This is a genomic window from Paenibacillus sp. sgz302114, from assembly GCF_056120345.1.
This window is the reverse complement of record NZ_JBVYOI010000015.1, coordinates 59062-71419: the sequence shown is the minus strand read 5'-3', so window position 1 is coordinate 71419 and position 12358 is coordinate 59062. Positions and strand designations below refer to the sequence as shown.

General features: G+C 54.4%; 10 protein-coding genes. 8 read left to right on the top strand and 2 right to left on the bottom strand.

Going from position 1 to position 12358, the window contains the following annotated elements:
- The first annotated feature begins 48 nt into the window (after positions 1-48).
- From AC0LWF_RS24430 to ptsP, 5 genes are read left to right on the top strand one after another with little or no spacing between them, the layout of a single operon-like run.
- Positions 49-921 carry a PRD domain-containing protein gene (locus tag AC0LWF_RS24430; RefSeq protein ID WP_474654142.1) on the top strand — a complete coding sequence of 291 codons (873 nt, stop codon included), beginning with the start codon at positions 49-51 and terminating at the stop codon, positions 919-921.
- Positions 922-929: 8 nt separating this feature from the next.
- Positions 930-1418 carry a PTS sugar transporter subunit IIA gene (locus tag AC0LWF_RS24425; RefSeq protein WP_474654141.1) on the top strand — a complete coding sequence of 163 codons (489 nt, stop codon included), beginning with the start codon at positions 930-932 and terminating at the stop codon, positions 1416-1418.
- A gap of 55 nt (positions 1419-1473) precedes the next feature.
- On the top strand, positions 1474-2958 hold the full coding sequence (nagE, locus tag AC0LWF_RS24420) for an N-acetylglucosamine-specific PTS transporter subunit IIBC (RefSeq protein WP_474654140.1): 1485 nt from the start codon (positions 1474-1476) through the stop codon (positions 2956-2958).
- Positions 2959-2993: 35 nt separating this feature from the next.
- Positions 2994-3254: an HPr family phosphocarrier protein gene (locus AC0LWF_RS24415; protein ID WP_474654139.1), complete on the top strand. Its 261-nt coding sequence runs from the start codon at positions 2994-2996 to the stop codon at positions 3252-3254.
- Positions 3251-4984 carry a phosphoenolpyruvate--protein phosphotransferase gene (gene ptsP / locus AC0LWF_RS24410; protein ID WP_474654138.1) on the top strand — a complete coding sequence of 578 codons (1734 nt, stop codon included), beginning with the start codon at positions 3251-3253 and terminating at the stop codon, positions 4982-4984. The genes AC0LWF_RS24415 and ptsP overlap by 4 nt, the downstream gene beginning before the upstream one ends.
- Positions 4985-5443: 459 nt before the next feature.
- On the opposite strand, the gene AC0LWF_RS24405 is transcribed toward ptsP, so the two are convergent.
- Entirely contained in the window at positions 5444-6010 is a 567-nt protein-coding gene (locus tag AC0LWF_RS24405) for a GNAT family N-acetyltransferase (RefSeq protein WP_474654137.1), read from the bottom strand.
- A 214-nt stretch (positions 6011-6224) separates the two neighbouring features.
- Entirely contained in the window at positions 6225-7883 is a 1659-nt protein-coding gene (locus tag AC0LWF_RS24400; RefSeq protein ID WP_474654136.1) for a glutamine--tRNA ligase/YqeY domain fusion protein, read from the bottom strand.
- A gap of 147 nt (positions 7884-8030) precedes the next feature.
- Between AC0LWF_RS24400 and AC0LWF_RS24395 the strand changes: the two genes are divergently transcribed.
- Genes AC0LWF_RS24395 through AC0LWF_RS24385 form a run of 3 tightly spaced genes read left to right on the top strand, consistent with a single transcriptional unit; the run spans position 8031 to position 12279 of the window.
- Positions 8031-8573, top strand: a complete 543-nt coding sequence (locus tag AC0LWF_RS24395) for a MarR family winged helix-turn-helix transcriptional regulator (RefSeq protein WP_474654135.1) — start codon at positions 8031-8033, stop codon at positions 8571-8573.
- A gap of 5 nt (positions 8574-8578) precedes the next feature.
- A complete protein-coding gene (locus AC0LWF_RS24390; RefSeq protein WP_474654134.1) occupies positions 8579-10306 on the top strand; it encodes an ABC transporter ATP-binding protein in 1728 nt (575 codons plus the stop codon).
- Positions 10303-12279, top strand: coding sequence for an ABC transporter ATP-binding protein (locus tag AC0LWF_RS24385; protein WP_474654133.1), 1977 nt, complete (start codon positions 10303-10305; stop codon positions 12277-12279). Before AC0LWF_RS24390 ends, AC0LWF_RS24385 begins: the two co-directional genes overlap by 4 nt.
- Positions 12280-12358 lie beyond the last annotated feature (79 nt).

The following is a 12358-nucleotide window of genomic DNA, read 5'->3' as shown; positions in this document are numbered from 1 at the left end:
TTTGTGCCTAATTGCCATACTAAGCAGGTGTGAGGTGTATGTTTTGGCATGAAGAAGGAATCGCCGCTTCGAATTGAACGCATCATCGGCAACAACGTCATTTTGGCACAGTCTGATGATGGCATGGAATATGTGCTCATGGGGAAAGGCATCGGGTTCGGCAGCAAATCCGGCGAGCTTCTGGCAGAAGACGACAAGCGGATCGAGAAAAGATTTCGCCTGGACGATCCCAAGCAGATGAAGCATTACCACGCCATGATGGAGGAAACCGATCCCGAGGTGATCCGCATTACAGAAGCGATTCTCGCTGATATCGAGGAGAGGTTCGGCGGGCCGCTCAACAACAAAGTGTATTACTCGCTGCCGAGCCATATTCAGTTCGTGCTTTATCGGCTTCGGGGCGGCATGGAGATCAAGAATCCTTTTCTCCAAGAAACGAAGCTGTGGTTTCCGGCTGAATATGAAGCTGCTGGCCGTGCAGCTGCCTTGATACAGAAGACGTTCGAGATAGACGTGCCCGAGGATGAGATCGGCTTTCTCACATACCACGTCCATTCCGCCTTCTCGAATGTTGCCGCTTGGGAACTCGCCAAGTTCACGAATGTCGTGACGGAGCTGATTGAGCGAATCGAAGCGCGCAAAGCAATAGCTATTTCGCGGGACAGCATGGACTATCGGCGGCTCGTTACTGACCTCAGGTATACAGTCGAGCGGATTAGTCTTGGGAAGCATATGGCGAATCCGCTTCTGCCGGAGCTTCGGAAGAAGTTCAAGGGTGACTATGCGCTTGCGCAGGACCTGTCTGTACTTATGGCAGAGCGGCTAGGCACAGATGTACCGGATGAAGAAGTCGGCTACATAGCAATCGAGCTGTACCGCTTTTTCCAAGGGCTAGAACAAGATCATCCCGATAAGGAGTGAAGGAAATTATGTTAGGTAAGTTGTTTAAATCGAAGAAAGCAAAGCTTGAGATCGTCTCTCCTCTCACAGGCAAAGCCGTGCAGCTCGCGGAGGTGCCGGATGAAGCTTTCGCAGGCAAGCATATGGGCGATGGCGTTGCCATTGAGCCAACCGTCGGCAAACTGATCGCGCCATTCGACGGAACGATAGCACATGTCATTCATACGAACCATGCCGTCATCATTGAGCATGAATCGGGTGTTCAGCTGCTTGCGCATATCGGCATCAATACGGTAGCGATGCAAGGCGAAGGCTTCACAGGCCATGTTCAAACAGGCGACACCGTCAAAGCAGGCCAAACGCTCATTGAGTTCGACATCGACAAAATCAAAGCTGCCGGCTATCCGGTCATTACGCCAGTCATTATTGCCAACGGCGAGACGGTCGCGGAGATGGAAACGTTGTTCGGCGATGTGAAGGCCGGCGATACGACCGTCATTCGTGCGGTGCTTGCATAACGCAAATGCGGTACACAGTACGGTTATTACACTATTTTGAAAGGGTGGAGATGACATGTTAGCATTTCTGCAAAGAATCGGAAAAGCGCTCATGCTTCCCGTTGCCGTTCTCCCAGCACTATCGATTCTGCTGCGGTTCGGTAATATCAATTATGTCACTGATTTTCATTTTGGCGAAGGGTTCGGCGGTTGGCTGAACCAATACGTAGCACCATTCCTCGCTGCGGGCGGCGGCGCGATATTCGATAACTTGCCGCTTCTGTTCGCGGTCGGCGTTGCGATCGGCCTTGCGGGTGACGCTGTAGCAGCTATGGCTGCCGTGCTCGCTTACTTGGTACTGACGAACGTCCTGGCTAAGGTGCCAGTCGCATTCGCAGACTTCGTCGGTAAAGACGCGAAGCTCGATATGGGCGTGCTTGGCGGTATTATCGCAGGTATGTTCGCGGCTTTCTTCTACAATCGTTATCATAATATCAAACTTCCCGACTGGCTCGGCTTCTTCTCGGGCAAACGTTTCGTACCTATCATCACATCGCTCGCCATGGTTGTTATCGGCCTTATCTTCGGTCTGATCTGGGGTCCAATCCAGAACGTACTCGATGACTTCGGACAATGGGTCGTTGACCTTGGCGGTATCGGCTCCGGCATCTTCATGATGGCAAACCGGCTGCTGATTCCTTTTGGCCTGCATCACATCATCAACTCGATCGCATGGTTCCAAATCGGCAATTTCACAGATGCCGCTGGCAAAGTCGTTCATGGCGACTTGACTCGTTTCTTCGCCGGAGACCCGACAGCGGGCATGTTCATGACTGGCTTCTTCCCGATCATGATGTTCGCACTTCCTGCAGGTGCGCTGGCGATTATTCAATCGGCCCGTCCTGAGAAGCGCAAAGCCATTGCATCCGTATTCGTCGGTGCAGCTGTTGCATCGTTCCTGACAGGTATTACGGAGCCGCTCGAATTCGCATTCATGTTCGTCGCTCCAGGCCTTTATGTCATCCATGCCGTTCTGACTGGCCTATCCGGCTACATCACCTATACGATTGGCATTAAGCATGGCTTCGGCTTCTCAGCAGGCTTGATCGACTATTTGGTCAATTACCCGCTGGCGACGAAACCGCTGCTTCTGATCCCAATCGGTCTTGCGTTCGCGGTTGTGTACTACTTCCTGTTCCGCTTCGTAATTGTGAAGTTCAATCTCAAAACACCAGGCCGTGAAGACGATGATGCACTCGTCGGCACAACGCCAGAGCAGCGCACTGGCACTGCCGGTACTGCTGGCAGGGCTGGCGCGATTAGCGGTAACGACAAGGCAGCTCGCGTGCTTGAGAACATCGGGGGATCGGACAACATTGTCGGCATCGATGCCTGTATTACACGCCTACGCCTTGTTGTGAAAGACGATAAAGCCGTCAATGATTCCGCTCTTAAAGCGCTTGGCGCTTCCGGGGTTATGCGCCTTGGCTCCGGTGCCGTGCAGGTTATTTTCGGTACACAGTCCGAACGGTTGAAGGACGATATTAAGAAATTGATGTAGAGAGGCAATGAGGATAACAGAGGAGGAACTACTTCATGGAACAAACATACACGATTGGCAGCGAGCTTGGCATCCACGTTCGCCCTGCGAAACTAATTGTAGAAGCAGTTAAGAAATATGCAGGCACTGAAGTATTTCTGGAGAAAGACGGCAAGCGCGTAGCGGCAAAAAGTCTCGTCAACGTGCTGACGCTCGGCGTGAAGCACGGCGACAGCGTAACCGTGATCACGGAAGGCGATCAAGCGGAAGCCGCGCAGCAGGAAATTGGCGCGATATTGGCGGAGCACGCGAAATGAAGCTGAGCGGTATTGCCGCTTCATCCGGCATCGCGATTGGCCCCGCTTGGGTCATTGAGCAACTCGACGAAGCAGCCCTTCCCGCTTCAATCGAGGCGATCGCCGTCATTGGCGAAACGAAGCGACTGGAAGCAGCCGTCTCCGCAAGCATCGCAGATGTTAGCGGGCTGCGTGATCGGATGGCTTCTGATGGACGGACAGAAGAGACGGAGATTTTTGAAGGGCATTTGCTGCTGCTCGAAGACGAGGAACTGATTGGCCGCGCACTGGAGCTAATCGGGGATGAGCTGAAGCCAGCCGCAGCAGCCATTGCGGCGGCGCGGGACGAAATCGCGGCGATGTTCGAGAGCCTCGATGATGAGTATTTGCGCGAGCGCGCAGCAGACATCCGCGACGTATGCGGCCGCGTAATCGGCCATCTGACCGGCCGCGCAGGGGTGCCATCGTCGGTAGATGGCGACCCTGTTGTACTTGTGACGGCGGATCTCACGCCGTCCGATACAGCGCAGCTGAACAAGGATGCCGTAGCCGGCTTCGTGACGATGATCGGCGGACGCACCTCGCATTCCGCGATTATTGCGCGGGCATCGGGCTTCCCGGCAATCGTCGGCATGGGCCGCGGGCTAGAGGCGATCAAGAACGGGCAGCTGCTCATCGTCGACGGCTCGACGGGTGAGCTGTTCGTTGATCCGGACGCGGCGGTTGCGCAGGAGTATCGAGGCCGCCAGCAGGCGCTGATGGAGCGGCGCGAGCGGCTCGGCGCATTGCTAGACGCAGAGTCGGTGTCTGCCGACGGCGTCCATGTGGAGCTTGCCGCGAACATCGGTTCTCCGGACGATGCGGCTGGCGCACGTGCTGCGGGTGCGGAAGGCATCGGCCTGTTCCGCACCGAGTTTCTATATATGGGCCGCGATACGCTGCCATCGGAGGAGGAGCAGTTCGCCGCTTATAAGAAAGCGGCTGAGGCTTTCAAGCCAGGCGCTCCGATTGTCATCCGCACGATGGATATCGGCGGAGACAAGGAGCTGCCGCTGCTCGATCTGCCGAAGGAGGACAATCCGTTCCTCGGCTATCGGGCGATCCGGATTTCTTTGGATCGACACGATTTGTTCAAGGCGCAGCTTCGCGCCATTCTGCGGGCGAGCGCCCACGGGAACGTGAAGATCATGTTCCCGATGATCGCGACGCTCGCGGAGTTCCGCGCCGCGAAGGCGGTTCTGGCGGAATGCCGCGAAGAGCTGGCCGCCGAGGGCTTGCCTGTCGGCGACGGCGTCGAAGTCGGCATTATGATTGAAGTGCCGGGCGCTGCGATGATGGCCGACCGCTTCGCGCGGGAGGTCGACTTCTTCAGCATCGGCACGAATGATCTGACGCAGTACACGATGGCTGCGGATCGCATGAACGAGAAGCTGACCGCGCTCGGCGACCCGATGCAGCCGGCCGTGCTGCGGCTGATCGAACGCGTCATCCGCGCAGCCGAGGCCGAAGGCAAGTGGGTCGGCATGTGCGGCGAGATGGCAGGCCAGCCGCATGCCGTGCCGCTCCTGCTGGGCTTAGGCCTGCAGGAGTTCAGCATGAGCGCGAACGCGGTGCTCGAAGCGCGGGCGCTCATCCGCCAGCTGAGCAAGCAGGAGATGGCTGCTTTGGCGGCCGAAGCACTCGACCTCGACTCCCCGCAAGCGATCCGCGAGCTCGTCGAAGCGCGCGTGCCCGCGGTGCGCGGGTTATAATTGGTTGCACAAGCAAGCCTCCTACCTTCAAATTAGGGTGGGAGGCTTTTTGATTGAATGGCTGTGGAGGCGATGAAATCCAGCAGATCAGCTACTTTACCGGACTAACCGCCAACTCGCCCTCATGTAGTCCACTAAACCAGCTTCTTACCCCAACCACTCTCCTGCTTGCCATCAAAGTAGATCCCTGGGGCAGGATTTCCGCCAATGTGTGTCCCTTGGGGATACTGCCATTCTCCCTAAAGTGAGGGTAATGCGACTTCGTAAGGAGGTGCAAGCTTCCAGCGAATTGTCCAGCGTAAAAATGCCAGCTACGTTATTCTGTCACCAATTCTATTTTCATCCCAGCACTTGGAAATGCACTCCAAAGATTTTGCGATATCATGCTTGTCGAACACTTCATAAATATTGTCTATATCAGCGCGATCCATCCGCCGTATTCCAATCTGAGTATTCATCTCAACCCTCCACCCAATCCTTCTTCTCAAGCCGATAGTAGTTATACAGCTCACCATCTATCAGAGCGGTACCCACTAACCTGAATCCGCATTTCTGTATCACCCTGTTCGACGATACATTCTCAATAAGCACGACAGCATTCAACACCTGGACGTTCGTGCATCCGAATAAGTATCCAATCATTCCACGAGCAGCCTCAGTTGTGTAGCTCTTGCCTCGATGGTCCCGTGAGATGGCATACATGATTTCTCGATTGGGCGGCGGCAGTTCATCCTTAATCCCCGAGCAGCACCAACCGATCAACTCCTCCGTCTCCTTCTGAATAATCCCGAGCCGAAGACGCAGCTCGCCTACATCCCCACCATCCGAGACCACCTTCATGAATTGCGCATTTTCTGGCATTTCGTAGTTCACGAACCAATCCGTCCGCTGCTCCTTCGGCACGTTCCAGCCCGGTAAATACTCGTATATTTCAGGCTGCCATGTCAGCGAATGAAACACATCAAGATCGGCAGCGACGAATCCTCTTAAATACACATCCTTGCAGTCAATCCGCAAATTGCCCATAACCTGCCCCTCTCCAAATCCCCATACTAAGCTCTATCATACATCTCCAAGCAAATCGGAAGTGGGTATAAAATGACTATAATTGTGCCGCCAGCAAGCCATCTACATCTCATCTACATCTACAGCTACAACTACAACAGCAACATGGCCAACAACACAAAAAACCGCCCCCAAGCCACAATCGGCTCAAAGACGGTTCTCCCTAACTCCTATATCAAGCTTTCGGATCAAAAGAGCTCTTCAGCGACACGATACGGTTGAACACAACCTTCGACTCGCTTGTATGCTTCGGATCAACGTTGAAGTAACCGTGGCGGAAGAATTGGAACTTGTCTTGTCCGCGCGCTTCCTTCATGTTCGGCTCAACGAAGCCTTGCAGCACCTCGAGCGAGTTCGGGTTGATGCGCTCAAGGAACTCCTTGTCTTCATCTTCCGCGTTGTCGACGAGCAGCGGCTCGAACAAGCGGAATTCCGCAGGTACCGCTTGGGACGCTTCCACCCAGTGGATCGTGCCTTTCACCTTGCGGCCCGTGAAGCCGCTGCCGCTCTTGGTCTCCGGATCGTACGTGCAGCGCAGCTCAACCACATTGCCCGCCTCATCCTTGATGACCTCTTCGCACTTAATGAAGTACGCATGCTTCAGACGAACCTCATTGCCTGGGAACAGACGGAAGTACTTCGCAGGAGGATTCTCCATGAAGTCGTCCTGTTCGATGTAGATCTCGCGCGAGAATGGGATTTGGCGATTGCCCATCGCTTCGTTCTCCGCATTGTTCTCCGCTTCAAGCATCTCCACTTGGCCTTCCGGATAGTTAGTGATAACCACCTTCAGCGGCGCAAGCACTGCCATTGTCCGCGGCGCCTTCAGCTTCAAGTCTTCACGGATGAAGAATTCCAGCATCCGCTCGTCTACAACGCTATACGCGCGAGCAACGCCAATCTCGCGGCAGAACGCACGCAGCGATTCTGCCGTGAAGCCGCGGCGGCGAAGGCCGCTGATTGTCGGCATACGCGGATCGTCCCAGCTCTCGACAACACCTTGATCGACAAGCGACTTCAGGTAACGTTTGCTCATGATGGTATTGGTTACGTTCAGACGGGCAAACTCATATTGTCGCGGCTGCGACTCCATCTCGCACTCTTCGATCACCCAATCGTACAACGGGCGGTGATCCTCGAATTCCAGCGTGCAGATCGAGTGCGTCACGCCTTCAATCGCATCGCTGATCGGATGCGCGTAATCGTACATCGGGTAGATGCACCAAGCATCGCCTGTCCGGTGGTGATGGGCATGTGCAATCCGATACAGCGCCGGGTCACGAAGATTGATATTCGGCGAAGCCATATCGATCTTCGCGCGCAGAATGCGCTCGCCATCCTTGAATTCGCCTGCACGCATGCGAGCGAACAGATCAAGATTCTCTTCGATGCTGCGCTCGCGGTAAGGGCTATTTTTACCCGGAACCGTAAGGGTACCGCGCAGCTCGCGCATTTCTTCCGCAGTCAGATCGCAGACGAATGCTTTGCCTTTCTTAATAAGAAGCACGGCACGCTGATACAGCTCTTCAAAATAATCCGATGCGAAGCGGAGATCATCCCACTCAAATCCGAGCCAAGTTACATCCTCTTGGATGGATTCAACGTATTCCGTATCTTCCTTCACAGGGTTCGTATCGTCGAAACGCAGGTTTGTTTTGCCGCCGTATTCGTCAGCAAGCTCGAAGTTCAAGCAGATTGACTTGGCATGTCCAATGTGCAAATACCCGTTCGGCTCGGGCGGAAATCTCGTAATGACCTCTTTCACTTTACCGGCTTTCAAATCGTCAGCCACGATATTTTTAATAAAGTTAGAGGATGATGTCTTGTTCTCCATCTCAATCAACACTCCTAGCAGAATCTTATCCTACTATCATACACAATTTTTGACTCGTTTATAAATAGGATTATTGACATTCGTTAGTCAAAATAAATATACTTAGGTTAGCTAACTAAACTAAATGTCCAGGAGGGGATCCCCATCATGTCCGAACATGATGAACAACATGACCGTAATTGCAACGCGCCCCATGAACTCATGCGCGCGTTTCGTCAGCTGCGGAACATCTCGTTTAACAATCGGAAATCTTTCGAGAACTGCACACCCGCCGAGACAATGACGCTATTCATCCTACGCAGGGCGACTCGCGAGCAACCGGAGGGGTTGAAAGCATCCGAGATCAGCAACCTCATGAATGTCGCTTCCCCAACGATGACCCAGACGCTCAACGTACTAAACGCAAGAGGGCTCATTGATCGGGAGACCGATCCGAACGACCGCAGAGCGGTGCGCATCAAGCTGACGGAGGAAGGCCAGCGTCTGACCCAGCTTGCCGAATCCAAGATGCATGAGAAGTTGACCGCACTCATTGCACATCTAGGCGAAGAACGCGCGATGCTGCTCGTTGAGCTGATCGACGACGCGACGGCATTCTTCCAAGAAAGTAATCCTGATCATGATCCGGGCTGCTTCAAGTTCGGCGGCCGGGACCACAACCAATCTACCAATTCCAAAGAGGGTGACTAATCGCTATGATGAAATTGCTGCGCATGCTGCGTCCCTACTGGGTGCTCGTATTCTTCGTACTCCTGTTCGTTTTCCTGCAATCGTTATCTGATCTTTATCTGCCGACGCTGCTCGCTGACATCGTCGACAAAGGCGTTGTAGGCGGCGACAATCCATACATATGGAAGGTCGGCGGCCTTATGCTGCTCATCGCGCTCGGCGGCGGCATTTGCTCCATCGGCGCCAGCTACTTGTCCGCCAAATCAGCCGGAGGCTTCGGCCGAGATCTGCGCAGCCGAGTGTTCAGCCATGTAGAGAAATATTCGCTGCATGAGTTCGACCAGATCGGAACGGCTTCCCTTATCACACGTACAACTAACGATATTACGCAAGTCCAGCAAGTGCTCATGATGATGATGCGAGTCATGGTCATGGCGCCTATGATGTGCTTCGGCGGTATCATTATGGCGCTGTATAAAGACGCAACGCTTTCCCTTGTTATCATCGCAATCGTACCGGTCCTTGCAATCATTATCTTTGCCATCGTCAGCCGCGGCGTGCCGCTGTTCAAGGTGATGCAGACGAAGATCGACAAGCTGAACCTCGTACTCCGCGAAAATCTGACCGGTATCCGCGTTATCCGCTCTTTCAACCGGACTACGCATGAGCAAGGCCGCTTCAATGAAGCGAACAACGATTTGACGGAAACGTCGATCAAAGTAAACCGCATCATGGCATCACTCATGCCGATCATGATGCTCGTCATTAACTTCGCGAGCCTTGCGATCGTTTGGTTCGGCGGCCTGCGTATCGACAGCGGCAATATGGAAGTCGGCGACTTGATGGCATTCATCCAGTACGCTTGGCAGATCATGTTCGCGCTGATCTTCGCTTCCATGATGTTTGTCATGATTCCGCGCGCTTCCGCTTCGGCAGCACGGATTAACGAAGTACTGAACATGGTGCCGGATATTAACGATCCTACAGCACCGAAGACGGCTTCCGCTGCAAATGGCGAGCTGGCGTTCAACAATGTTTCATTCCACTATCCAGGCGCTGAAATGGCGGCTTTGTCGAATATCTCCTTCACAGCAGGCCGCGGTGAAGTGACGGCAATTATCGGCGGTACAGGCTCCGGCAAATCGACGCTGATCAACCTCATTCCGCGCTTCTATGATGTAACGGGCGGCAGCATTACGATCGGCGGCGTCGATGTGCGCGAGCTGACGCAGGAGACGCTCCGCTCTACGATCGGCCTTGTACCGCAGAAGGCCGTGCTGTTCACCGGCTCAATTACGGATAACATTCGCTTCGGCAAGGAAGACGCGAGCGATGAGGAGATCCGTCATGCAGCAGTCATTGCGCAGGCTTACGATTTCGTCTCCGAAATGAAGGACGGCTTCGACTCGCCAATCGCACAAGGCGGCACGAACGTCTCCGGCGGTCAGAAGCAGCGGCTGTCCATTGCCCGCGCGCTCATCCGCAAACCGGACATTTATTTGTTCGACGATAGCTTCTCGGCGCTCGACTTCAAGACCGACGCCAAGCTTCGCGAAGCGCTTCGCAGTGAGACGACGAATGCAACGGTATTGATCGTTGCGCAGCGCGTCAGCACGGTCATGGATGCGGACCGGATCATCGTCCTCGACGATGGCCAAATCTCCGCAATCGGCACACATAAAGATTTGCTGCAAACGTCTACCGTTTATCGTGAAATCGTAACGTCACAGCTGTCAGAGGAGGAAATCGCATGAGTGAACAGCAGAGAGGACCAGCGGGCGGCGGTCCAGGCGGCGCTGGAGGTCAGCGCCCCGGCGGCCAAGGTCCAGCCCCAGGCAACTTCGGCTTCGGCCCAGGCCGCGGCGGCCCGGGCGCGATGGGCATGCCCGTCCAGAAAGCCAAAGACTTCAAAGGAACCTTGCGCAGACTGACCGGCTACCTGAAGCCGTACCGTTTCTCGCTGCTCATCGTTCTCCTGACAGCGGTATTGAGCACCGTCTTCTCGATTATCGGTCCGAAGATTATGGGTAAAGCAACAACCAAGCTGTTTGAGGGCTTAATGGGCAAGATTAAGGGCACGCCTGGCGCGGAAATTGATTTTCATTACATTTGGCAAATTCTCGCCCTGCTCGGCGGCCTCTATATCATCAGCGCCGCATTCGGCTTCATTCAGCAGTATGTAATGGCTGGCGTCGCGCAGAAAACCGTATATGGCCTGCGCAAAGACGTGAACGAGAAGCTGGCGCGTCTGCCTCTTAAATTTTTCGACTCCCGGACGCACGGCGAAATTCTAAGCCGCGCCGTCAACGATGTCGATAACATCAGCGGTACGCTCCAGCAGAGCTTGACGCAGATCATCACATCCGTCGTCACGCTTATCGGCGTTGTCATCATGATGCTGACGATCAGCCCGCTCATGACGCTCATCTCCATTGTCACGCTTCCGCTTAGCTTCATCGCGATCAAGATGATCGCAGGGCGCTCGCAGTTATATTTTAAAGGCCAACAGAAAGCTCTCGGCGAACTTAACGGCCACGTCGAAGAGATGTATACCGGTCACAACATCGTCAAGGCGTTCGGTCATGAACGTAAATCGGTCGATAAGTTCAACAGCGTGAATGAGCAGCTGTACGAATCCGGCTGGCGAGCACAGTTCGTCTCCGGCATGATCATGCCGATCATGGGCTTCATTGGCAACATCGGCTACGTGCTCGTGAGCGTGGCTGGAGGTATTTTCGTCCTGCATAAGACGATTACGATCGGTGACGTGCAGGCGTTCATCTCCTACTCGCGCCAATTTACGATGCCGATTACGCAAACGGCTCAAATCGCCAACATTCTTCAATCGACCGTCGCTTCAGCAGAGCGGATCTTCGAATTGCTTGATGAAGAGGAAGAAGTGCCGGAGGCATCGAATCCGATTGCGGTTGTGTCGCGGGAATCCGAGGCAGTGCCTGGCAAAGCGATCAAGCCTCGCGGCGACGTCAGCTTCAAACATGTGCAGTTCCGCTACAAGGAAGATACCTCGCTCATCGAGGACATGGACATTCACGTCCGTTCCGGCCAGACAATTGCCATCGTCGGTCCGACAGGCGCCGGCAAAACAACGCTCATCAACCTGCTAATGCGCTTCTACGAGATCAATGACGGCAGCATTACGATTGATGGCGTGGGCATTACACAGCTGAAGCGCGGCGATCTGCGGAACCTCTTCGGCATGGTGCTGCAGGATACGTGGCTGTTTAACGGTACAATCCGCGATAACATCGCATACGGGCGCGCCGGAGCAACCGAGGATGAAGTCGTGGCAGCTGCACGAGCGGCCTATGCGGACCACTTCATCCGAACGCTGCCTGACGGGTACGATACGGTGCTTAATGAAGAAGCATCGAATATCTCGCAAGGTCAAAAGCAATTGCTCACGATTGCTCGCGCCATTCTGGCGAATCCGGCAATCCTCATTCTCGACGAAGCGACAAGCAGCGTCGATACGCGGACAGAAATCCATATCCAGCGCGCTATGAATGAGCTGATGCAAGGCAGAACGAGCTTCGTCATTGCGCACCGCCTCTCGACGATCCGCGATGCCGATCTCATTCTCGTTATGAACCACGGCACCGTTATCGAGCAAGGTACGCACGAGCAGCTGCTCGCATCGGGCGGCTTCTACGCCGACCTGTACGAGAGCCAGTTCAGCAGCCGCAAACGTCAGATGGATGCTGTGTAAGTAGCTCCATCTACAACGCCTTCCTTGAGGTGAGTGTCACTCGCTTCGGGAAGGCTTTTTTTCATTCCTCTTCATCTAC